At 38.8% G+C, this 23,474-nt stretch carries 25 protein-coding genes and 1 pseudogene; 19 read left to right on the top strand and 7 right to left on the bottom strand.

What is annotated here, in order from left to right:
* The first annotated feature begins 40 nt into the window (after window positions 1-40).
* Window positions 41-802 (top strand): nitroreductase family protein, encoded by a 762-nt coding sequence (locus NGC85_RS05490; protein ID WP_243484381.1) that lies wholly within the window; start codon window positions 41-43, stop codon window positions 800-802.
* Between the two features lies 1 nt (window position 803).
* On the opposite strand, the gene NGC85_RS05485 is transcribed toward NGC85_RS05490, so the two are convergent.
* Together NGC85_RS05485 and NGC85_RS05480 are read right to left on the bottom strand one after the other, a co-directional pair.
* Entirely contained in the window at window positions 804-1,118 is a 315-nt protein-coding gene (locus tag NGC85_RS05485) for an NGG1p interacting factor NIF3 (protein ID WP_254805114.1), read from the bottom strand.
* 60 nt (window positions 1,119-1,178) lie between these two features.
* Window positions 1,179-1,310, bottom strand: a complete 132-nt coding sequence (locus NGC85_RS05480; RefSeq protein ID WP_254805113.1) for a KGW motif small protein — start codon at window positions 1,308-1,310, stop codon at window positions 1,179-1,181.
* 161 nt (window positions 1,311-1,471) lie between these two features.
* Between NGC85_RS05480 and NGC85_RS05475 the strand changes: the two genes are divergently transcribed.
* The gene (locus NGC85_RS05475; RefSeq protein ID WP_254805112.1) at window positions 1,472-2,065 is read left to right on the top strand and encodes a hypothetical protein; all 594 of its coding nucleotides are present in this window, start codon (window positions 1,472-1,474) and stop codon (window positions 2,063-2,065) included.
* Between the two features lie 5 nt (window positions 2,066-2,070).
* On the opposite strand, the gene NGC85_RS05470 is transcribed toward NGC85_RS05475, so the two are convergent.
* The 4 genes from NGC85_RS05470 to purL all read right to left on the bottom strand — a co-directional run bounded on the left by NGC85_RS05470 (window position 2,071) and on the right by purL (window position 8,439).
* Window positions 2,071-2,478: an NUDIX domain-containing protein gene (locus NGC85_RS05470; protein WP_254805111.1), complete on the bottom strand. Its 408-nt coding sequence runs from the start codon at window positions 2,476-2,478 to the stop codon at window positions 2,071-2,073.
* Window positions 2,479-2,539: 61 nt separating this feature from the next.
* On the bottom strand, window positions 2,540-3,754 hold the full coding sequence (locus NGC85_RS05465) for a multidrug effflux MFS transporter (RefSeq protein ID WP_254805110.1): 1,215 nt from the start codon (window positions 3,752-3,754) through the stop codon (window positions 2,540-2,542).
* A gap of 199 nt (window positions 3,755-3,953) precedes the next feature.
* A complete protein-coding gene (locus tag NGC85_RS05460; protein WP_254805109.1) occupies window positions 3,954-4,427 on the bottom strand; it encodes a hypothetical protein in 474 nt (157 codons plus the stop codon).
* A gap of 181 nt (window positions 4,428-4,608) precedes the next feature.
* Window positions 4,609-8,439: a phosphoribosylformylglycinamidine synthase gene (gene purL / locus NGC85_RS05455; RefSeq protein WP_254805108.1), complete on the bottom strand. Its 3,831-nt coding sequence runs from the start codon at window positions 8,437-8,439 to the stop codon at window positions 4,609-4,611.
* A gap of 621 nt (window positions 8,440-9,060) precedes the next feature.
* Here purL and NGC85_RS05450 point away from each other — a divergent pair.
* From NGC85_RS05450 to pal, 11 genes are all read left to right on the top strand, one after another.
* Window positions 9,061-10,401 (top strand): deoxyguanosinetriphosphate triphosphohydrolase, encoded by a 1,341-nt coding sequence (locus tag NGC85_RS05450; RefSeq protein ID WP_005054968.1) that lies wholly within the window; start codon window positions 9,061-9,063, stop codon window positions 10,399-10,401.
* On the top strand, window positions 10,401-11,063 hold the full coding sequence (locus NGC85_RS05445; protein ID WP_254805107.1) for a hypothetical protein: 663 nt from the start codon (window positions 10,401-10,403) through the stop codon (window positions 11,061-11,063). Before NGC85_RS05450 ends, NGC85_RS05445 begins: the two co-directional genes overlap by 1 nt.
* Window positions 11,064-11,075: 12 nt before the next feature.
* Complete coding sequence (gene ruvA / locus NGC85_RS05440; protein WP_254805106.1) at window positions 11,076-11,678, top strand: Holliday junction branch migration protein RuvA; 603 nt, start codon at window positions 11,076-11,078, stop codon at window positions 11,676-11,678.
* A gap of 18 nt (window positions 11,679-11,696) precedes the next feature.
* Window positions 11,697-12,695, top strand: a complete 999-nt coding sequence (ruvB, locus tag NGC85_RS05435; RefSeq protein ID WP_005062635.1) for a Holliday junction branch migration DNA helicase RuvB — start codon at window positions 11,697-11,699, stop codon at window positions 12,693-12,695.
* 13 nt (window positions 12,696-12,708) lie between these two features.
* Window positions 12,709-13,371 carry a hypothetical protein gene (locus NGC85_RS05430; protein WP_254805105.1) on the top strand — a complete coding sequence of 221 codons (663 nt, stop codon included), beginning with the start codon at window positions 12,709-12,711 and terminating at the stop codon, window positions 13,369-13,371.
* Between the two features lie 91 nt (window positions 13,372-13,462).
* Window positions 13,463-13,870 carry a tol-pal system-associated acyl-CoA thioesterase gene (ybgC, locus tag NGC85_RS05425; protein WP_004661168.1) on the top strand — a complete coding sequence of 136 codons (408 nt, stop codon included), beginning with the start codon at window positions 13,463-13,465 and terminating at the stop codon, window positions 13,868-13,870.
* Between the two features lie 24 nt (window positions 13,871-13,894).
* The gene (gene tolQ / locus NGC85_RS05420) at window positions 13,895-14,593 is read left to right on the top strand and encodes a protein TolQ (protein WP_254805104.1); all 699 of its coding nucleotides are present in this window, start codon (window positions 13,895-13,897) and stop codon (window positions 14,591-14,593) included.
* A complete protein-coding gene (gene tolR / locus NGC85_RS05415; RefSeq protein ID WP_254805103.1) occupies window positions 14,593-15,045 on the top strand; it encodes a protein TolR in 453 nt (150 codons plus the stop codon). The genes tolQ and tolR overlap by 1 nt, the downstream gene beginning before the upstream one ends.
* A gap of 3 nt (window positions 15,046-15,048) precedes the next feature.
* Window positions 15,049-16,434 carry a cell envelope integrity protein TolA gene (tolA, locus tag NGC85_RS05410; protein WP_254805102.1) on the top strand — a complete coding sequence of 462 codons (1,386 nt, stop codon included), beginning with the start codon at window positions 15,049-15,051 and terminating at the stop codon, window positions 16,432-16,434.
* Between the two features lie 99 nt (window positions 16,435-16,533).
* Entirely contained in the window at window positions 16,534-17,817 is a 1,284-nt protein-coding gene (tolB, locus tag NGC85_RS05405) for a Tol-Pal system beta propeller repeat protein TolB (protein ID WP_254805101.1), read from the top strand.
* A gap of 21 nt (window positions 17,818-17,838) precedes the next feature.
* Complete coding sequence (gene pal, locus NGC85_RS05400) at window positions 17,839-18,405, top strand: peptidoglycan-associated lipoprotein Pal (protein WP_254805100.1); 567 nt, start codon at window positions 17,839-17,841, stop codon at window positions 18,403-18,405.
* Window positions 18,406-18,449: 44 nt separating this feature from the next.
* On the opposite strand, the gene NGC85_RS05395 is transcribed toward pal, so the two are convergent.
* Entirely contained in the window at window positions 18,450-18,641 is a 192-nt protein-coding gene (locus NGC85_RS05395) for an NF038105 family protein (protein WP_254805099.1), read from the bottom strand.
* A 177-nt stretch (window positions 18,642-18,818) separates the two neighbouring features.
* Here NGC85_RS05395 and NGC85_RS05390 point away from each other — a divergent pair, with 177 nt between their 5' ends.
* The 6 genes and pseudogenes from NGC85_RS05390 (at window position 18,819) to NGC85_RS05365 (ending at window position 23,451) form a co-directional block, all read left to right on the top strand.
* On the top strand, window positions 18,819-19,790 hold the full coding sequence (locus tag NGC85_RS05390; RefSeq protein WP_254805098.1) for a class 1 fructose-bisphosphatase: 972 nt from the start codon (window positions 18,819-18,821) through the stop codon (window positions 19,788-19,790).
* A gap of 55 nt (window positions 19,791-19,845) precedes the next feature.
* A complete protein-coding gene (locus tag NGC85_RS05385) occupies window positions 19,846-20,622 on the top strand; it encodes an RNA methyltransferase (RefSeq protein ID WP_005062649.1) in 777 nt (258 codons plus the stop codon).
* Window positions 20,623-20,782: 160 nt separating this feature from the next.
* Entirely contained in the window at window positions 20,783-21,394 is a 612-nt protein-coding gene (locus tag NGC85_RS05380; protein WP_005062651.1) for an RNA polymerase sigma factor, read from the top strand.
* On the top strand, window positions 21,387-21,710 hold the full coding sequence (locus NGC85_RS05375; protein ID WP_005054996.1) for a hypothetical protein: 324 nt from the start codon (window positions 21,387-21,389) through the stop codon (window positions 21,708-21,710). Before NGC85_RS05380 ends, NGC85_RS05375 begins: the two co-directional genes overlap by 8 nt.
* Entirely contained in the window at window positions 21,700-22,089 is a 390-nt protein-coding gene (locus NGC85_RS05370) for a DUF3106 domain-containing protein (RefSeq protein WP_254805097.1), read from the top strand. Before NGC85_RS05375 ends, NGC85_RS05370 begins: the two co-directional genes overlap by 11 nt.
* A gap of 178 nt (window positions 22,090-22,267) precedes the next feature.
* Window positions 22,268-23,451, top strand: a pseudogene (locus tag NGC85_RS05365) (IS3 family transposase).
* Window positions 23,452-23,474: the final 23 nt, after the last annotated feature.

Genomic DNA, 23,474 nt, shown 5'->3' with positions numbered 1-23,474 from the left:
TCCCAATATTAACAACAAATTTATAGGAACATTTATTCTCATGTCTGAACAAAATCAAACCGAAAAAAAACGCTACTACGAACCTGCCCCTCAAGATATTGATGTTGCCAATTTCCGTAAAGTCATTGAAAGCCGTCGTTCAGTACGTAAGTTCACGGATAAACCGATTCCAAGTGAGATTTTAGATGAATGTTTAGATTTGGCACTGCTTGCACCCAACTCATCAAACTTACAGCCTTGGACATTCTATGTAGTGCAAAATCCGAGTAAGAAAAAGCAATTGGTTAAAGCGTGTTTAGGACAACTTGCTGCTAAAACTGCATCCGAATTAATCGTATGTGTCGCTAGAACAGATCGTGTTGATGAGATGGCAAAACTAAATATCACCGAGTTTCCATTTCCCGAAGCACCACCAGCAGTTCAAAAGTATTACCGCTTTATTCCTTACAACTATAAAACAGGTTATTTCAATGCATTAGGTAACTTCAAAAAAGTTGCATTTAAAGTAGCCCGTACACTTGATAAACAACTTCCTGTGACTGCATTTAACCCAGCCGATGCCAAATTATGGGCAACTAAAACCACAGCTTTAGCCTGTGAAAACCTTGTATTGGCTTTACGCGCTTATGGTTTTGATAGTTGTATGATGGAAGGTTTTGATGAACCTTTGGTTCGTAAAATTTTAAAGTTAAATGATCAACAATATCCTGTGATGGTGATCGGCGCAGGTGAACGTGCCAAAGATGGCGTGTTCTTTCCGCAATATCGTTTTGATCGTGATTTATTCATTCAAAAAATCTAAATTATTTAATATCTAATATTTGAATAAACTCAAAGGCAGGCTCTTCATAAGGATGGCCTGCCTTTAATACCTTTGCCACGACACTGGCTTTTTCTTCAGGCACAATGGTTTCTACACGCCATTCTTCAAGCTGTTCTAGTTCGTCTAATTGTCCTAAAAATGGATTTGCACCTTTAACAGGCTTAAACTGCCCTATTCCTTTCACTTGCCAAGCACAACTCTCATAATTGCCAATACCGCCTGCACCAGCGTCAAAAATAGCCTGTTTGGTGGATTCTAGATGTGATTCAGGCACGTAATAAATAAGTTTTAGCATATTCTTAATGATGTTGATCTTTGTCTGATCATCAATCATAAGCTCAAAAACAATGAAATATCAAAGCGGAATATTCATAAAAAGGTAACTAACAGCAATGAATACAACTTGGATAGCAACCGTTAAGCCAAACCAAAACCAACCTTTATCTTTGCTATGGATTGTTCTCATGTGATTTGCATTTTTCATCATGTTGTTCTCCGATTCTTATGATCATTATTGAGAAAGCAAAAATTGAACCATTTTTTCAAAGTAAAAATTAATATGAATCTATTTTCCTAAATTTTTACTTCTTAAATTAATTATTCCAAATTATATTAATAATATATTACTAAATTCTTCGATTTCAAAATATGAGCAACTCTTTCCAATCTCAATGGGATCAGTTCTATCCCAACAACCTCCCAATTTCTCACCTACTTAAGCACTACTTTCCACAATCTTGGTTAAGAATCCATAGCTTGCCCGAATCAAAAAGGTATGCGGATACGCCTGCCGAATATGAATTGTTATTAAATCGACATAATGAAATTATTACAGACTGCTTGGGAGATGATGCTTCTATATTCATTGTTTCGGGTCATTACTTTACATTTAGCAGAAACATTAAAGCTTATGACCCTGCCTTTAGGCTTGGATACACATTTCATTTAGAGCAGGAAATCAACTTAACCCAAGCTAATCCTGAATATTATGATGGAGAAGATGAAGATCATTACTTTAGACCATGCTCTGTAAAAGCAACTTGGCAATCGAATCAACACAATGACTTGTTGAAAAAGATCGCTGATGATGAGGTTCGAGCTTTTATGGTTTCTTTTGAGCAGAACATCATAATTGCACCCTATGATGGTGGTATTGATTTTATTATTTTTAACGATGTAAAAAGGCATGCTTTAAGAGATAAATATAAAAATTGGCTTTCACCAAGAGAAGATGGGCTTTAGTACAATTAGATAATTAAAATCTTTTTCAGGAATGATAACGCCTCTTGAAAAGTTTCATGCCAATCTTCTCTAGGTTTCTGATCTAACGGAAACCAAAAGAAATTAAAATTTAAACCACCGTCATCATGACAATGATGTACCCAAGTTTCAGTCAATTCACTCTTTACCTCACACAAATAGAAATACCAATCTTGCTGATTAGATTTGAGCATAAAACTTCCCATAAACTTCGGGTTTAGTTCAGCAGTCAGTCCTGTTTCTTCAAATAACTCACGAATTGCAGCTTCATCATATTTTTCTCCTTGCTCTATTGTCCCTTTAACTAATTGGCTCCCTGCAAGTGGATGCCGAAAAGCTAATATTTCCAAACCTTGCGTTGGATGTCTTAGAATTACAGGGACAACTTTCTTCATTTTTTTCTCTAAGAAGCCTAAAAAATCAGCTTAAATAGTAATTTATCTTAGGTCTATAAGTTTAACCACCTACACACTCTAAAGCTTTTAAATATCGCTTCTCATATATTGTCATCGTAAAAGCCAAACCACATAAAATCACAAAACCGCAGGTCATTGGAATCAATGTACCATCATAAAGTTGCCCAATGATCGAAGCCAGAATCAAAGAAAGTATTGATGATGATGCACCAATAATCGCTGAAGCCATCCCTGCGACATGCCCCATCGGTTCCATAGCGATTGCATTTAAATTACCAAATAAAGTTCCAAACAATAAAAATAGAATGCATGCATACAACATAAACATCCAAAAAGAAATCTGAACGCCAACAAGCTGAATAATCAGGAATATTAAAGAAATTAAACATAAACCTAAGAAACCATAAATACAAATTGGACGCATGCCAAACCTCATTACGATTCTAGAGTTAGTAAATGAAGCAATCCCCATCACACCTGCTAACACAGCAAAATAAACACTAAACTCTGCACCTGTTTTACCAAATTGCTGCATAAAAATTTGTTGTGAAGTTCCTAAATAACCAATAAACCCACCAAAACAAAAGCCAGCACACAATAGATAGCTCATCGTGGTTTTATTACTCACCACTTCCTTAAAACCATCTTTGAATGCTTGTACACGCATAGGTAAACGATTTTCTGGAACTAACGTTTCTTCTAAACTTAAAGCAATCCATAATCCAACGATGGTTGCGTAAACCATATATAAGACAAAAATATCTCTCCATCCAAAGAAATGAATAATCAATTGCCCTAAACTCGGCGCTACAGCAGGTGCAACCATAAATACCATCATTATCAAAGACATGATACGTGCCATTTGAGCACCACTATATTTATCTCGCACAATCGAAATTGAAGCTACATAAGGGCCAGACACCCCTATTCCTTGAATAAATCGCCCAACTAAAAACCATTCAAAACTTTGTGTGGAATAACACAACAAGCTTCCTAGAAAGTAAATGACAATCCCTGTAAATAAAATCCGTTTACGTCCAATCGCATCCGATAATGGCCCTGCAATCAACTGACCTAAGGTCATACCAGAGAAAATTGTAATGATGACCCATTGTGCTTGATTATCATTCTGTAAAATAAAAACTTTTCCAATCTCACCTAAAGCTGGTAATACGGCATCAATTGAGAACGAAACGATCGACATTAATAATGCCATCAACAAAGCAAATTCTTGAAAATTGATTTTTGATTTCATTGTTTTTCTCTATCAAGATTACGAATTGAATTTTAACTACCCTAAACGCACTAACCACCTTGCGGTGGTTGGTACAGCTTAATGATAGTGAATGATCAATACAATCTTCTTTCTAAATCGAGCATTAACGCTGATAGTTAAAAATAGAGATCACTTATAAGATTTAAAAACTTGACTAGAGCAATATTTTTTAAATCTCTTATTTTTCTAAAAGTTGGTATTTGAGCTGAATTGACTCTTTAATCGAAGCTGAAGCATAGATTTTATTTTCATCACTTACATTTTCTGTAGCACATCCAACTTCAATTGTTGACTGTGGTGCATATAGTTTAGAAAAACTATCAGCTTTGCTATAAATCCGATTTTCTATAGAGCTCGAAAATGCATTTACTTTGTGTGTTTGTGGAAAGATCAAACTACTTTTCATCTCACTTGCAGTATTGAACACTTTAAAATTTGTACAACCCTTTGCAAGCATGAGTTCAGATGCTCTCAACAATGCAAAGTCAGTTGCGCGTTGTTCGGATGTCTTTTCATTACCTTTAAAGCTGACTCTAAAGTGATTTTGAGATAATTCTTTTTCTGCAAATCCTTGCTGTCCTAACAAGCTATTAGGTTGATATGCAGTTGAACATCCTGTTAATAGCATAGATAAAATCAATATTTTTTTCATCGTAGTTACTCCCCCTCAAGCGAAGAAGAATAGCACAAAAAAATCAATAAAATTTAAAATAATATTTATTATCAATAACTTATTTTTAATACACTTGTAAAACTTATTCTTCTGCAAAATCGACGACTTGCCAAAAAAAATGCCACTAAAAAAGTGGCATTTTCACTCATCAGTTGTTTAATTAACCAATAAATTTACGTGCGTTACGGAACATACGCAACCAAGCACCATCTTCAGCCCAGTCTTCTGGCTTCCAAGAATGCTGTAAAGCACGGAAGTTACGCTCTGGATGCGGCATCATTACGGTTGCACGACCATCTTTAGAAGTTTGACCTGTAATCGCCTCAGGTGAACCATTCGGGTTCAATGGATAGTGCTGAGTTGGATTACCCAAGCTATCCACATAACGCAAGATCACTTGGTTCTCGGCATTTAAAGCAGCAATTTGCTGTTCAGTTGCAACCAGACGACCTTCACCATGCGCAACAGCAATTGGTAAAATCGAACCTTGCATATCTTCAAGCAAGACAGAAACTGATTTTTCTACGCGTACGTTAACAGCACGTGCTTCAAATACTTCTGAGGTATTACGGTGGAAACGGCCCCAATGCTCTGCACCTGGAATCAGTGGTGCAAGTTGCGACATCATTTGACAGCCATTACATACGCCTAAGCTGAAAGTGCTCTCACGATGGAAGAACTGTTCAAACTGATCACGTAATTTCGGGTTGAACAATACTGATTTCGCCCAGCCACCACCAGCACCCATTACGTCACCGTATGAGAAACCGCCACAAGCGACTAAACCTTCAAAATCGCTCAAGCTGACACGACCTGCAAGTAAATCACTCATGTGTACATCGATGGTATTGAAGCCGACTTTGTCAAAAGCAGCTGCCATTTCAACATGACCGTTCACACCTTGCTCACGCAAGATTGCCATGTTTGGACGACGTGTATTGATAAACGGCGCTTCAACTGGCTCATTAAGGTCATAAGTCGGTTGTGCAATTAAACCTTTATGGTTTTTATCTGCAATTAAAGCAAACTCTTGATCAGCCGTTTCAACATTGTCACGCAAGCGTTGGATCTGATGCGATACCTCTGCCCATGCTTGTTGTAATTCAGCACGTTCTAAAGTTAAACCATTTACACCCAATTGATCAGTTGTATTCACACGACCAACAACTGCAATGGCATCTTTCAAGCTAGATGCCGCAACTTCAACTTCTAACTGCGCCCAATCAGCTGCTGTAATTTGTAATACAGCACCAATTTCTTCAGCAAATAAGCTTTCAGTGGTTTGATTTTCTAAAGCTACACCTAAGCGTGAAGCAAACATCATCTCAGCAACAGTTGCCAATAAACCACCATCACCGATGTCATGGTAAGCCTTAATCACACCACGATTGTTCCAGTCTTGAATCAAGGCAAAGAATGCTTTGAAGTCATCAAAACTATCAACATCTGGAGTAACCGAACCGATTGCTTTATATACTTGTGCAAGGATCGAACCACCTAGACGGAATTGACCTTTAGACAGATCAATACGAATTAATACTGAATCTGCTAAGTTCTTCAATTCAGGTGTCAATGTTTTACGTACATCTAAAACAGGTGCAAATGCCGTGATCACACCGGTCATTGGAGAAGTAACAGCTTTATCTTCACCATCATTCCAAGTGGTGCGCATTGAAAGTGAATCTTTACCAACTGGAATTGCGATGCCTAATGCAGGACACATTTCCATACCAATCGCTTTCACACCTTCAAACAAGGCTTGGTCTTCACCTTTTTGACCTGCCGCTGCCATCCAGTTTGCTGAAAGTTTGATATCGCTAATTTGTTCGATGTTAGCACAAGCAATATTGGTAATTGCCTCAGCAACTGCTAAACGCGCAGATGCAGCAGGATTCAATAATGCCACTGGTGGACGTTCACCCATTGCCATTGCTTCACCTGTGAAGCCTTGCAAGCTTGTCGTCGTTACCGCTGCATCTGCAACAGGAACCTGCCAACGGCCAACCATTTGATCACGTGCAACCATACCAGTAATCGAGCGGTCACCAATGGTGATCAAGAACGATTTAGATGCCACTGTAGGATTCTTCAATACGCGGAAAATCGCATCTTTCAAATCAACTTTTGCAGCATCAAAGTCATTACCTGTACGCTCAATCGTTTCATACGAACGTTGCATACGCGGTGTACCGCCTAAGATCACCTGCATTGGGATATCAACAGGCTTGTTCTCAAACAACGGATCTTCAACAGTTAAGTGACGCGCTTCAGTCGCTTCACCAAGCACCGCAAACGGACAACGCTCACGTGCACAAATTTCTTCAAACTGTTCTAAAGACTCTGGACGAATGGCAAGCACATAACGTTCTTGTGCTTCATTTGACCAGATTTCCATCGGGCTCATGCCTGGCTCTAATGATGGAATTTTACGGAGGTTAAGCACTGCGCCTAACTCATGATCATTTACAAGTTCTGGCATCGCATTAGATACACCACCCGCACCCACATCATGTACAGACACAATTGGGTTAAAGTCTTCTAAGCGCCAGCAGGTATCGATGACTTCTTGGCAACGGCGTTCCATTTCTGGGTTTTCACGTTGTACAGAAGCAAAATCTAAGCTCTCGCCCATGGTACCGCTGTCTACAGAAGACGCTGCACCACCGCCAAGACCGATCAACATTGCAGGACCGCCCAATACAATGAGCAAGTCACCCGGTTGAATCGCATCTTTTTCAACATGGTCAGGACGAATGTTACCGTAACCACCAGCGATCATAATCGGCTTATGGAAGCCTTTCACTTCACCATTGACATTCTGTTCGAAAGTACGGAAGTAACCATTCAATGCAGGACGGCCAAATTCGTTATTAAACGCCGCACCACCGAGTGGACCTTCAATCATGATTTGTAATGGCGATGCCATACGTGAAGGTTTACCGTAGTTTTCTTCCCAAGGTTGTTCAAAACCAGGGATATTTAAGTTTGAAACGGTGAAGCCTGTTAAACCTGCTTTTGGTTTACCACCACGACCCGTTGCACCTTCATCACGGATTTCACCGCCCGAACCTGTTGCAGCACCTGCAAATGGAGCAATTGCAGTTGGATGGTTGTGTGTTTCAACCTTCATTAGAATATGAGCAGCTTGACTCTTATATTTATAAACGAAGTGACCATTTTCATCCGCTTTCGGATAAAAACGCATAGTGTCATAACCTACAATCACAGAAGCGTTATCTTTATATGCTGATAACACATCGGTTGGAGATTCTTTATAGGTATTTTTAATCATTTGGAACAATGACAATGGCTGTTTTTCACCATCAATTGTCCATTCAGAACCAAAGATTTTATGACGACAGTGTTCAGAGTTTGCTTGTGCAAACATCATCAATTCGATGTCATTTGGATTACGACCGAGTTTGGTAAATGCTGCAACTAAATAATCAATTTCTTCGTCAGAGAGCGCAAAACCAAATTCATTATTGGCTTTCACTAACGCTTCTTTACCTTGACTCAAAATATCAATTGAGTTCAATGGTTTCGGCGCTGTTTCTAAGAATAACGCTTTTGCATCATCAATCTGAGCAAAAACACTCTCTGTCATACGGTCATGTAAAGCCAATTTCACTTCATTTGAAATCTCTTTCACACCTTTCAAGGTGAATAACAGACCACGCTCTAAACGATGAATTGGAGTATTACAGTTTTGGAAAATATCGGTTGCTTTAGATGACCACGGAGAAATTGTGCCAACACGCGGTGTCACTAAAATTTGGATTTCATCACTTGCAGCTTGGCGAAGTTCGAAAGATTGACCATCGTTTAAAAGTTGTAATGCCGATTGATGTTGCTGCTCGTTGAGCGCTTGATCAAACAAATAAACCCACTGGCTGTCAAAAGATTGAACAGAACTCATTGACGCTAAACGGTTTAAGAGTTGAGCTTTCTTAAAAGAAGAATGTGCTGATGCACCGGCCACGATAAACATGTTGACTTTGGCTCCACGGGCGGGTCTAACGAACCTACCACAATGTGACTTATGAGAGAGCGCATATTCTACTGTGAAAGCCTCTTTTCAGCTAGCCATATCCAACTTAAAAATCAGAGTTTTCGACGATGAATGCTTTAATTCTGTCTCACTTGATTGGTTTTACTTTATTCGTAACAATTCATTTAACGTGATACATATATCAATTTTCCAACCTATGACTTTCCTTTTCTAGAAATAACAAGCATTTTTTAAGAATTGATCATTCAAAGCACTAGTCTTGTGTATTCCATCTTCACGAATTAATGAGAGTTGTGTGTGTGCATAAATAACGTTTTATATTGAATGATGTCTAAGAAAATTTGCATACTTTGACTGCTTAAACACATAGTGTTCAGTTTCTCCATTCCTAATTTAAAGTAATTGAAACTATTTCTTCTGTGTTTTGAATAAACTGATCTGAAAATTTAATATTCAGATGATTTAGCTTAGTCAAATGATTATTAAATACAAAATTATAAACGATGACCCACCTATCTAAGACAACTTATGTCGCCCTACTCTAGTGCTTTAATCTTTTTTTTGGCATGATGAACCTGAACTCATAGTGAATAATGATGAATGGAACAAATGCGTTGGGTAGAGTTGCTTTCTGCAATTCGTTTAGGTAGCAAAAAAAGTAGTACTGAATTGGCTCGAAGCCCATTCCACAAGGATTATGACAGAATTATATTTTCTCAAAGCTTTCGCCAACTGAATAGAAAAACACAGGTTCATCCACTCACTCAACATGATGGAATTCATACACGATTAACTCATTCGCTTGAAGTCTCTTGTATTGGTCGTTCACTTGGCATGTTAGCCGCAGAAAAAATCAAAGATGAATTACCGATGTGGATTTCTCCCGCAGATGTCGGTGCGATCATTCAAGCGGCATGTTTAGCTCACGATATTGGCAATCCGCCATTTGGTCATGCAGGTGAATATGCCATTCGTGAATGGTTTGATGATGCATCACATAGAGACTTTCTAACTAAACTGACTCCAGAAGAAGCAGCCGATGTGCGTCAATTTGAAGGCAATGCGCAAGGACTTCGTCTACTCAGCCGTATTGACTACCATCCTGATGATGGTGGTATGCGCCTCACCTGCGCGACACTAGGTGCTTACTTAAAATATCCATGGCTTTCAAAGACTATTGAAGAACAAGGTGACACGCCATCGCATCAACGTGCCAAGTTTGGTTGTTATCAATCTGAAAAAGAAATTTTAAAACAACTTGCAGAACAACTCGGTCTCATTCAACTCGGCGATTATCATTATTGTCGTCACCCACTCACTTATCTATTAGAAGCAGCAGATGATATTTGTTACGCACTGATCGATTTAGAAGATGGCATTATTCTAAACATGCTGAGTTATGAAGAAGTTGAGCCTATTTTCCTGAACCTAATTGCTGACTTTGGTCGTCCAGAAGAATTACATTTACCTCACACGACTTGGCAGCAAAAAATTGCGGCTTTGCGTGGGCGTGTCATGAAGCGTTTGGTTGATGAAGTGACCACTGCTTTTGCAAAAAAACATTATGAAATTATTACAGGGCAACTCAAAGGAAGCCTTTTGCAGTATTGCTCATCAGATATTGAAACAGGTATTCAAACGGCGAAAAATCTTGCACGTGATCGAATTTTTGAACATCCACAAAAGTCGGGTTTAGAGATTATTGCGCATCAAAGCCTACAAACAATTTTGGATGCTTTTATTCCTTTGACTATGCCGCACAAAACATTAAGCTTTAAAGAACAACGTTTAATGTCAATTTTGCAGCATTCAGGGGTAAATCTGCAAAACAACCACTATAATAATATTATGCAAGTCCTAGATATCATTAGTAAGTTTTCTGACCATCAAGCTTATAACTTGGCACAAGAGTTACAAGGTAATAAAGTTGGGTTCTTTTAATGCTTGGGCGGCATATAGATAATGGCGTTTATCTATCAAGTTTTATTTATCTTGATCAATGGGTTAAATGCCCTAAATGTAATCAGCCAAGTCTCTTAAAATATCATAAATCTCGAGCGCCTGAAAAAAACAGGTATCAAGGTACATTTTTTTTGAGCTGTTTAAATTACGCTTATCAAATTAACCAAAATCATGATACTCCTCAGCTTCATAATGGACATTATGAAGCAACGACATACCAACGCTGCCAAAAATGTGGTGGAGTCTGGTTGAGAGCAAAGCAAAAATTGCTGAATGTAGGCTCATTACCCCCATTTATTCGGGCAAGGTGTCGCCTTTGCCAATATATATCAAAATTTGAGCAATATGGACTAAATTTCATTTTAGATCAAAACATCGGCTACACCTTTTACGTCTTAGAACTCTATTTAAAAACCCAAACTCAGCATGGCGTGATTTCTGTTTATAATATTGAACACTTAAAAGAACTCAAAACATTTATTCAAGCTGGGTTACGAGAGCGAACCTCTCAAACTGGAAATGGTAGTTATTTTTCTCGCTTACCTGCTTGGATAAAATCCACACGAAATCGTAAAGAAATTCTAAAAGCTATTTTGCGTTTAGAAGAAATGGCATCTACTATTCAACCATTAACAAAATAAGTGAAAGACTCGATGATCGGATGTTTAATTGGCGAAGTGTTTGCCTTAGAAGCCCCAACTGTATTACTAAATGTAAATGGTGTCGGCTATGAAATTGATACGCCACTTTCAACATTTTGCCAATTACAAAAAGGACAGAAAGTCACTTTATGGACACATTTGGTCGTTCGTGAAGATGCTCAACAACTTTATGGCTTCATTGACGCACAAGAAAAAATCATTTTCCGTACTTTGCTTAAAGTAAATGGTGTCGGACCTAAAATGGCGCTTGGTATCCTTTCAACCCTGAGCATTGATATGTTAATCCATACTGTTGAAAACGGTGATGTAAAAACATTGGTTAAAGTTCCAGGTGTGGGTACTAAAACCGCTGAACGCTTAATGATTGAATTACGTGATCGCTTCAAAGCATTTTCAACCAATGCAACTCCAAATAATTCAACATCAACTCAAATTCAATTTACAGGAAACTCAGCTGTTGCTGAAGCAGAAGCTGCTTTACAATCTTTAGGCTATAAACCGCTTGAAGCACAAAAACTGATTCAATCAGTGAAAGCAGATTTTACTGAAGCCAGTGATATCATTCGTGCAGCACTAAAATCATTGAATAAATAAAGACAGACTGAAGTTATTATGCAAGACCGTTTAATCAGTGGTTCTGAAAAACCAGAAGATCATTTTGATCGTGCGATTCGCCCAACATCCCTAGCTGATTATATTGGTCAGCCTGTGGTTCGTGAGCAGATGGAAATCTTTATTGGCGCTGCTCGTGGACGTGGTGAAGCTTTAGATCACACGCTGATTTTTGGTCCACCGGGTTTAGGTAAAACGACCTTAGCCAATATTATCGCCCGTGAAATGGGCGGTAATTTAAAATCAACTTCTGGTCCTGTATTAGAACGTGCTGGTGATTTGGCAGCGATGTTGACCAACTTAGAAGAGGGCGACGTTCTATTTATTGATGAGATCCATCGTCTTTCACCTGTTATTGAGGAAATTCTCTATCCAGCAATGGAAGATTATCAACTCGATATTATGATCGGTGAAGGGCCTGCCGCACGTTCGATCAAGCTCGATTTGCCTGCATTTACTTTGGTCGCTGCAACCACACGTGCAGGATTACTCACCTCTCCTTTACGCGATCGCTTTGGTATTGTGCAGCGCTTAGAATTCTATTCTGTTGAAGATTTAACACATATTGTCACTCGCTCAGCCAATTTAATGGACGTGCCAATTACTAAAGAGGGTTCAACAGAAATTGCTCGCCGTGCACGTGGTACACCACGTATAGCCAATCGCTTGTTGCGTCGTGTAAGAGACTATGCTCAAGTTAAAGGAACTGGTGAAGTCACACAAGATATGGCTCAACGTGCTTTGGATATGCTCAATGTCGATAAAGATGGTTTAGATACTTTAGATCGCCGTTATTTATCTATGCTCTTAGAACGTTTTGAAGGACGACCGACTGGTGTTGAGGCCTTAGCCGCAGCAATGGCTGAAGATAGTGGAACACTTGAAGATGTGATTGAACCCTATTTAATTCAACAAGGTTATGTCATGCGTACTGCTCGAGGTCGTATTGCAACCAATATGGCTTATTTACAATTTGGTATGACTCCACCCGAATCATAAATATAGATAAATCATGACTCAACCCCTAGATGAACAACAGCTTATAGAAAGAATTAAAGTATCGTATCAAGAGGTTATTTCTGATTTACCACCTATCAAAGCATTGCCGCGAAATGTTAAGTTCTCAGAATATAGCAACGAACAAATACGTTTATTAGATGCGCTTCTCAAAGAGAATTCTGCTCTATCACTCTCTTGCCAATTTTTAAATTCAAACCAACAAACTGTTTCTTTTCCTAGAGAACAGCTTGAACAATTCAATGTCACATCACATTTAGATTGGTCTCTCACAACACTTAATTTCGACCTTCCACACGCTGCATTTTTTATTTCATTGTATTTTCAAGATGATTTAAAGCAAATAATTGAGGAGCATCGCCTACCTCGTCAACCAATACTAAGTTTTAAAAACTTGGTAATTCTATTGACCAGTTTGTGTCTGCTGAGTATTTCATTTTACTTTTTTAATCAAGCTCAAAAATGGCTAGTCTTTATCATTTTTGCAGTTGGTTTTTTAGGTTTATGCATGCTATACGACACTATAAAAAATTACATCCAATACAATAAAGTACAATATGACCCTTTAAAAACATTGGATGTCGCAGGTTATTTTGCTGGGCACCTAGAAGATTACGCATCACAGATTTTAATTTTAGATAAAAATTCAAACGAATAGCTTGCTTGATCGCTTGTGCCATTTGCCCAAAAAATCAATATGCTAAACTGCGACACTAATCAATACCTCGTATCAAGAATGGATTTTTATCATGGCAAATCATTTTGAGTTCAACATTCGCGTATACATCGAAGATACAGATGCTGGTGGTATTGTTTACCACGCTAATCACATTCGCTTCATGGAGCGCACAAGAACCGAATGGTTACGCGCTGCAGGCGTAGATCACTATTGGCATCAACAAGATTACAACTTTGTTGTGCATCAAATTCAGGTCAAATATGTACGTCCAATATTAATGGATGATTTAATTACCGTTACAGCACGTGTTATTTCGTGTAAAGCCGCATCTTTTGTGTTGCAACAAAATATTTATCGTGGTGAAATCTTGCTGGCTTCTGGTGAGGTTACGTTGGCATGTTTAAACAAAGAGTTAATGCCACGTAGACTTCCTGAAGAAATTCGTGATCTAATTCAAAAAGAATTAGCACAGGACTAAAATAAACTTTCGGCACAGTAACCTATGGCAACTAATTTAGAATCTTCATTGCATATTTCTGATCTAATTTTACAAGCAAGTCCTGTGGTACAACTGGTCATGCTGATCTTGTTACTTGCTTCAGTCTATAGTTGGTATTTGATCGCCAAACTACATATGGGCTTTAAAAAAGCAGGACAAGAAGATGAGCATTTTCAAAAAATGTTCTGGTCAGGTGCCGAATTAAATACACTCTATAACAACGCTCAACTTAACTCTAAACGCCGTGGTCTAGAAGATATTTTCTATCAAGGTTTGGGTGAGTTTTTTAAATTGCAAAAACGCAAGGCTGATATCAACCAAACAATTGAAGGCACTGAACGTATCCTACGTGTAGGTTTAAGCCGTGATCAAGGTGGTTTAGAAGTTGGACTCGGCTCACTCGCAAGTATTGGTTCCGTCGCACCTTATATCGGTTTATTCGGTACGGTTTGGGGCATCATGAATGCTTTTATCGGTCTTGCAGCAGTTGATCAAGTGACTTTAGCAACGGTTGCTCCTGGTATTGCTGAAGCATTGATTGCAACTGCAATTGGTTTATTTGCTGCAATTCCAGCTGTATTGGCATTTAACCACTACACAGCTAAAGGTGAGTCAATCTATTCAGATCGTGCATTATTTGCAGAAGAAATGGTGGCTCTTTTACAACGCCAATCGATTGGATCGACACAGGTAGATGAATAATGGCGATTCAACGATCTGGACGTTTTGAGCGCGTCAAAAAACCATTAAAAAGCGATATGAATGTCGTTCCCTATATCGACGTGATGTTGGTACTGTTAGTCATTTTCATGGTGACTGCACCCATGATTACTAGCGGTATTAAAGTTGATTTACCACAAGCTAATAATCACCCGATTGAATCAAAAGATATGCCAGCCATGGTGACCATTGGTAAAGATGGAAATATCTATCTTCAATATGAAGACCATAAAGACAGTGAACCACTCTCTCTTGCACAACTTGAAGTTGTTTTGAGTGATGCCCAAAAACAAGCAGAACAGGAAAATAAACAACTCACTGTCCTTGTTAGCGGTGAAAAATCTCGTCCGTACGGCGAAATTGTTTCATTAATGGCAAGCCTACAAGAAGCAGGTTTAACACAAGTTGGTTTACTCACAGAGCCGCTCAAATAAGCTATGAAAAATTTTAAAGAGCCACATTTTAAGCAGAATGCAATTGCGCTCGGATTTACTATCGGAGTCCATGCTATTGCGATTGTTGGCTTATTATTCTTAGGCTTAAGTAAACCACCTGAAGAGCCTAAAAAACTAAAGACTGTTTTAGTCAGACCAGAAGATTTGCCACAACCCTTAACACAACAGGTTGAACAAGAAACAACAGCTGAGAATGAAGCTGCTGAGGTACAAAGTCCTGTCGTAGACAAAAGCTTAGCTGAAAATATCCCCGTTATCCCTCCTAGTCCCTCTGCACAACAACTTGCTGCTGAAAAACAAAAAGCTGAACAAGCTCAACAGGCAAAATTAGCTGAACAACGACATAAAGCAGAAGAAGCTGCTCGTGCTCAGCAAGTTGAACAACAGCGTAAACTTGAAGAAGTTCAAGCACAAAAACAACGTGCAGATGCTGAAGCCAAACGACAAGCGGAGTCAAAAGCGAAGACTGAGGCTGCTGATGCGAAGCGTAAAGCTGAACGAAACGCCAAAGCTGAGGCTGAAGCACGCCAAAAAGCAGAACAAGACGCGAAATTAAGACAGCAAAAAGCTGCCGAGAATGCAAAACTTCAAGCACAACAGGATGCTAAGCGTAAAGCTGAAGCAGATGCGAAGGCAAAAGCCGACGCTGATGCTAAACGCAAAGCTGAGGCAAATGCGAAAGCAAAAGCCGACGCTGATGCTAAACGCAAGGCTGATGCAGACGCGAAGGCAAAAGCGGATGCAGACGCTAAACGTAAGGCTGATGCAGATGCGAAGGCAAAAGCCGACGCTGATGCTAAACGTAAAGCTGATGCAAATGCGAAGGAGAAAGCCGACGCTGATGCGAAGGCAAAAGCTAACGCTGATGCGAAACGCAAGGCTGATGCAGACGCGAAGGCAAAAGCGGATGCAGACGCTAAACGTAAAGCTGAGGCAGATGCGAAGGCAAAAGCCGACGCTGATGCGAAACGTAAAGCTGACGCCGATGCGAAAGCAAAAGCCGACGCTGATGCGAAACGCAAAGCAGAAGCAGATGCAAAAGCTGCTGCTGCAAAAAAAGCAGAGCAAGAAGCAGCTCAAAAAAAGGCCGAATCGAAAAAAATTGCTTCAACTGCTAAGCGTGATTTCACCAATAAAATTGAACGTGCTTGGAATGTACCTTCAGGTTCAACAGGACAAAAAGCCACAGCTCGTGTAACACTGAGTGAAAGCGGTGCGGTTTTATCGGTAATTGTGAATTCAAGTGACCCAGATGTAAAAGCAAGTGTTGAGGCCGCAGTTCGAGCAGCAGCTCCTTATCCTATGCCAGATGATCCTGATGCTCGTCGTGAAGCAAGAAGTTTTACTTCAAGCTTTACTGCAAAATAGTAATGAATAGTTAACATTACATGCTTTTAATAGCAGAAAGCATGTAACTATGTTAAATAATGATCAGCCACAAAAATATGAACGCAAGTAATTGTAACTATGGACAAGACTCGTAAGCATCTCATCACTTTAGCTGTTTTTGCTGCATTTAGCACAGTTGTACCCACAGCAACTTTTGCTCAATTACATCTTGAAATTGCCAAAGCACCTGAACAAGCACCGAAAATTGCAATCATTCCTTTTACAAATGATAATGCGATTTATCCAATTGTAGAAAATGACTTAAATCGCTCAGGTCGTTTTACTAGTGCATCTAAAAATTTACCTGCAACTGCTTCACTCAATCAAATTCAAGCAGGCGATTGGCAAAATGCAGGTGTACCTTATGTTGTCGTTGGACAAATTAAAGCAATTGATGCAAATTCTTTTGAAGTGCACTATCAACTCTATGACGTACAAAAACAGCAATATTTATTAAATGAAGTTTTAACTGTACCTAGCTCTCGTGTTCGTCAAGCTGGGCATATGATTAGTGACACAATCTATCAAGCCTTAACAGGTATTGCAGGAGATTTCAGTGGACGTATCGCCTATGTCCTCCGCAATCCTGCGACGCCAACGCAACGCTATACATTACAAATCGCTGATACTGACGGCGAGCAACCAAAAACCGTACTTTCATCACGCGACCCAATACTTTCTCCAACATGGACGCCTGATGCAAAGAAAATTGCATATGTTTCTTTTGAAACCAAACGTCCTGCGATTTACGTTCAAGATTTAGCAACAGGTCAACGTGAAGTTTTAGCGAGCTTTAGAGGATTAAATGGAGCACCTAGCTTCTCCCCTGATGGCCAATCAATGTTATTTACCGCTTCGATGCATGGTAATCCTGAAATTTATCAGATGAATCTCAGTACTCGCCAAGTTCAACGTATGACCAATGACTCTGCGATTGACACAGAAGCACGTTATGCCCCAGACGGTAAATCATTTATCTTTACCTCTGACCGCGGTGGTTCTCCTCAAATTTATCGTTTTAACTTTGATGATAGCTCTGTAAAACGCCTAACCTTTAAAGGTGCTTTCAATGCACGTGGTACTTTAAGTGCTGATGGTAAAAAAATTGCTTTAGTACATCGTCCAAGCGGCAGCAATTATAAAGTTGCATTACAAGACATTAATACTGGAATTACCAATATCTTGACACCGACAAGCTTAGATGAATCACCGAGCTTCTCACCTAATGGTCAGATGGTTGTTTATGCTACTCGTGAAGGCAATCGAGGCTTATTAGCAATCATGTCTACAGATGGACGTTTCCGAATGAATTTACCAAGTGAACAAGGTGAAGTTCGTGAACCTGCTTGGGCACCAAAATAATTTAATTTATTGGAGAATCATATGAATATTAAATATTTAACGCTTCCACTTATTGCAGCGACACTTGTATTCACAGGCTGTGCAAGTCGTAAGCCTGCGGCTGAAATTACCGCAGGTAATACGCCGAATGGTTCTACAACTGTTAGTACAGAAGGATTAAGCGAAGATGCAGCGTTAAATGCGCAAAACCTTGCAGGCGCATCATCAAAAGGCGTTACAGCAGCGAACAAAGCATTTTTAGCTAAACGTGTAGTGCATTTTGATTACGATAGTAGTGATTTATCGAATTATGATTATCAAACACTTCAAGCGCATGCACAGTTTTTAGTAGCCAATGCCAATTCAAAAGTGGCGCTTACTGGCCATACTGATGAACGTGGTACTCGTGAATACAACATGGCTTTAGGTGAGCGTCGTGCAAAAGCTGTTGAAAGCTTCTTAATTACTAACGGTGTTAATCCACAGCAACTCGAAGCTGTAAGCTATGGTAAAGAAGCACCAGTGAATGCAGGACACGATGAAGCAGCTTGGAAAGAAAATCGTCGCGTAGAAATTAATTATGAAGCCGTTCCGCCATTGTTAAAATAACATGAAGGTAGAATCAAAAAATGCTCACATCTGGTGAGCATTTTTTATGTTTGCGGTTTAGCATCGTCTTTTTCAGAGGGTTGCATCGATTCGATCATATCGTGTTTATTAAACTCTTTATATTCTGGCTTCGCCTCATATTCTTTCCAAGCATCTTTCACGTTCTCTTTTGAAATTTCATCCAAATTAATTGCTTCACTTGGGGTTGGTGTGGCTTCAAAATTTTTGGTTGACATTGCTATGCTCCAAACGTCCTGTCTAGTATCTATTCAACATAGCATGTAAAGCTGTTCTTGTAATCATAAAAGCAACATAAATAAAGTAAGATAATTTTTATTTTCGGATGATCTCATCTAGAATAGCGACATTATTTTTTAACAATTCCTGACGCTGTTAAATCGGAGCTATTCAATATGTCAAACCTTACATTGTCCCAATATTTACAACAACAAAATGGGAATTTGACACCAGAGTTGGCAGAGGTCATCGAAACAATTGCAAATACATGTCAGATAATTGATCAAGCTCTTCAAAAAGGCGCCTTAGCAGGTATTTTAGGCAGCGCTGGCAATGAAAATGTGCAAGGTGAAACACAAAAGAAATTAGATGTGATTTCTAATGATTATCTAATTGAAGCACTAAAAGTACATCCTCAAGTTGGTGGTCTTGCATCAGAAGAATTAGATGACTTCACTCCTGCTCAAGAAAATGGCAAGTATTTGGTATTGTTTGATCCCCTAGATGGTTCAAGCAACATTGATATTAATATGTGTGTTGGTACAATTTTCTCCATTCTCCCAGCAAAGAATGCCGTGACTCAATCAGCAGACTTTATGCAAGCAGGTACTGAGCAAGTTGCTGCGGGCTATGTACTTTATGGTCCTTCAACCATGCTAGCACTTACGGTGGGTGCAGGTGTTGTATTCTTTACGTTTGATCCAACCGCTCAAACTTTCGTGCTTACAACTGAGCAGGTCCAAGTTTCAGCAGATACACAAGAATTTGCGATTAACTCTTCAAACCAACGTCATTGGGAAAATCCTGTAAAACGTTATATTGATGAACTACTGGCTGGAAAGACTTCAGTACGTGAAAAAGATTTCAACATGCGTTGGGTTGCTTGTATGGTTGGTGACATTCACCGCATCTTATGTCGTGGCGGTATTTTCCTTTACCCTTACGACCTAAAAGATCCTAAAAAAGCAGGCCGTTTACGATTAATGTACGAAGCAAACCCAATGAGTATGTTAATCGAACAAGCTGGTGGTGCATCTACTACAGGTCGCTTACGTATTATGGAAATTCAACCTACTGAATTGCATCAACGTGTCCCAGTGATTATTGGTTCTAAAACCGAAGTAGAACGTGTAACAAGCTATCACTAATAACTTAATTATTTCGGGCATCGATTCATATTGATGCCCTCTTGGATGTTTTCTTATGGCGGTTATTTTTTTAGAATCAAAAGACAATGCAAAAATCAAACATTTGCGTGGCTTAATCGAACTCAATAGCGCTCGAAAAAAGCATCAACAAACAGTTATTGAAGGAAGTCATCTGTGTGTAGCTTGGTTACAACAACAGAAAAAACTTTTTTCATTATTCACGACTGAACAAGCTTTAGAACATCCTGACTTACAAGAAGTAATCGAACTACATCAAGGTCATGTCTTTGTAATAAGTGAAGTCTTATACAAAGATTTAAGTACTTTAGGGACAAGCTTACCTTGTCTAGCGATTATTGATTTGCCTAAAACGTCAATGACAATTGATTTTAATGTAGACACATTAATCCTAGAAAATATTCAAGATCCGGGTAATGTCGGCACTTTACTTCGTTCAGCTGCCGCAGCAAATATCAAACAAGTCATATGCACTCAAGGTTCTGCTTCACTTTGGTCACCAAGAGTTTTAAGAGCAGGCATGGGAGCTCATTTCAGCTTACATTGCTTTGAAAATTTTCAATTAGCCGATATTCTTCCGAAATTTCAAATTCCTGTTTTTGTGACAAGCTCACATCGTTCAACAAGTTTGTATACCCAAGATTTAACCCAGCCCTGTGTTTGGATTTTAGGTAATGAAGGACAAGGCGCATCTGAATATGCATTAGAACAAGCGCAAGCCGTAACAATCCCACAACCTGGTGGGCAAGAATCCCTCAATGTTGCAATTGCAGGATCTATTTGCATCTTTGAAATGGTACGCCAACGTCAGTAAAACGTTAAATTATTTTAATTCCGATTTTTTTAATCAGAAAATCTATTACACTGTTAAAAATATTTGCTTGAGTTGTCAACGTACTCGCCATTTTCAACGTTATATGATTAATGAATTGAAATAATAATGGTGGGTTTCCATGACAGGATTTTCCATCTCTATGGATTTAGCACCTAAACAGGCTCGAACCGAAAACGGTACTGATTGTGGTACTGTTGAACAACGTCTGCGTTTTTTTATGCAAGACGTTACTGGTCGTGCACTTGTGATGATGGAAAGTGCTACACAAGGACAACAAGGTATTGCTATGGACTTAGTCCAAGAAGCCTTTATTTCACTACATAAGTCTTATGCAGATAAAAATACCGAAGAATGGTATCCCCTGTTCTATACAATTTTAAATAACAAGCTTCAAGATTGGAGACGAAAAGAAGCGCGACGAGCAAATCCGTTTTCTTTATTTAAAAAAATTAATTTAGATAATGATGAAGAAATTATAGATGTTGTTGATGAGTCAACTCCTAATCCACTAGAGTTTCTTGATCAAGAAGTCACAATGGCAGAAATTCAGGAAGCTGTAAATAAACTTCCAGTCCGCCAACAACAGGCATTCATGTTAAGAGCTTGGGAAGGTTTTGATACCATGACTACAGCGCAAATTATGGATTGTAGTGAAGGGAGTGTTAAAACACATTACCATCGCGCAATTCAAGGACTTAGAACTGCTTTACAGCATTTAAATCCAAATACGGGAGGATCATCAAATGAATAAAGATCAATTCACTAAACAAGTGACTTCCAAACTCGATCAACTTGCAAAAGATCAACATCACAACAAAATGCTTGTGATGAATCATGTTTTAGATACTGTACAAAAGAAACCGACTTCTTACTATAGTATTTGGAAAATGGGTGGATTTGCACTAGCGGCAGCTTTAACAGGCATTGTCGTGCTTCCTAGCTCTTTGCAATTGGCTGATAAACCTCAAAATCAGGTTATAGTGAACCCTAAACTTTCCCCTCAAATGGTCGAGGATATGGAAATGTTAATGGTATTAGGTGAGGATAAAGTTCCACATGGCAGCTAAACGATTAGTGCTTGTTGTGTGCACATTGGGTTTACTACAAACAAGTTTTGCTGGTTCTGAACGTTTTTGGGTTTTCTCTAAGCCCAATAAGGCAACAACTGAAGAAGCTTGGGATGACTTATCACCTGAAGAACAGCGCGTACTTATTAAACGTTATCAAACTTTAAAAGAGATTCCAACCGATCAAAGCTCGCAGCTTCAACAAAGAATGGAATGGTTTACGCAACTATCTGAAGATGAAAAACAGAAGATGCGTGATGTGTGGCAAAAAATGAATACTCAAGAGCGGAATATCTTGCGAAAACGCATGCAAAATGCGAGCGCAGATGAAAGATTAAATATAAGAGAAGAATATTTAACTAAATACGCTGAGCATTAATATAAAAAAACCATACTGATTTCCAAATAGGAAATAAAGATAAAGTGCCGAAAGGTGCTTTATTTTTATTAAGTGTTCCATCCTAAATAAAGTTGACACTTCCCATTCTTAAATTATGGAGAGTGTTATGACTACACCACTTAAACGAACACAGTAAGATTATAGTCTTGCCTTTAAATTGTCAGTTGTTGACCAAGTTGAAAAAGGCGAATTGACCTATAAGCAAGCACAGGATAAATATAGTATTCTAGGTTGCTCTACCGTTTTGGTTTGGCTTCGTAAGCATGGTAATTTAGATTGGAGTAAAGGAACACCTTCTTATCATTTAGGTCAAACCACCATGTCTAATACGCCACTTACGCCAGAGCAACGGATTAAGAAGCTTGAACAACAATTACGTGATACTCAGCAGAAAGCTGAACTCTTTGAAGCGATTGTTGATGTTTTAAAAAGAGATTACGGAGTTAGTATTGTAAAAAAGCCACGAAGTAAGTCATCAAGGAAAAGAAAGAGTTAGGCATAAGTATTCTGTAATGTTGCCGTTATCTTGGCATAACCAGACAAGCCTATTACCAACAATGCCAACGAGATGTCTTAAGGTCTAAACAAGATCAAATCGTCTTAGAGCAAGTCAAAGCGCAAAGGTTGCGTCATCCAGGTATAGGTACAAGAAAGCTGCAATATCTATTGAATCAGACCAGTCTTGCTCACATTGGTCGTGATTATTTATTTGGTTTACTTAGGTTCAATCACATGTTGGTAAAACCTAAACGAGCTTATCACAAGACAACTCATAGCCATCATCGTTTTCATTGTCATTCTAACCGTTTAAAGGCAGGGAATGATCAAGTGATCGTAAAGAAACCTGAACAATTGTGAGTTGCAGACATCACTTATTTACCAACCAAGACAGGTGAAGCATATTTAAGTTTAGTCACAGATGCCTGTTCAAGAAAAATAGTTGGCTATCATGTTCATAATGATCTAAAAACTGATTCAGTGATACAGGCATATAAGCAAGTCTTGAAGCAGCGTAAATCACAAGATGTTGTACTGACTCACCATTCGGATAGGGGGATTCAATATTGTACTGAGAGATATCAATCCATGCATAAAAAGCATGGAGTGCAGTGTTCAATGACAGATGGATACCTTGCGAAACGATATTTCTCATATCAGAATGCTTTAGCTGAACGAATCAATGGTATTTTAAAGAGTGAATATTTATTACACAAACCTATCGATATTGAAGAGGTAATCAAAATGGTTGCTGAGTCTGTGGAAATTTATAATACAAAGCGACCTCACTTTGCCTTAAAATATAAAACGCCCAATGAGGTTCATCAGGCGTTTTATAATTGAAATAAGTGTCAACTTATTTCAGG

Source organism: Acinetobacter sp. Z1 (genome assembly GCF_024296945.1).
Taxonomy (GTDB): Bacteria; Pseudomonadota; Gammaproteobacteria; order Pseudomonadales; family Moraxellaceae; genus Acinetobacter; species Acinetobacter beijerinckii.
Note: the sequence above shows the minus strand (reverse complement) of the source record. Positions and strands in the feature narration are given on the sequence as shown.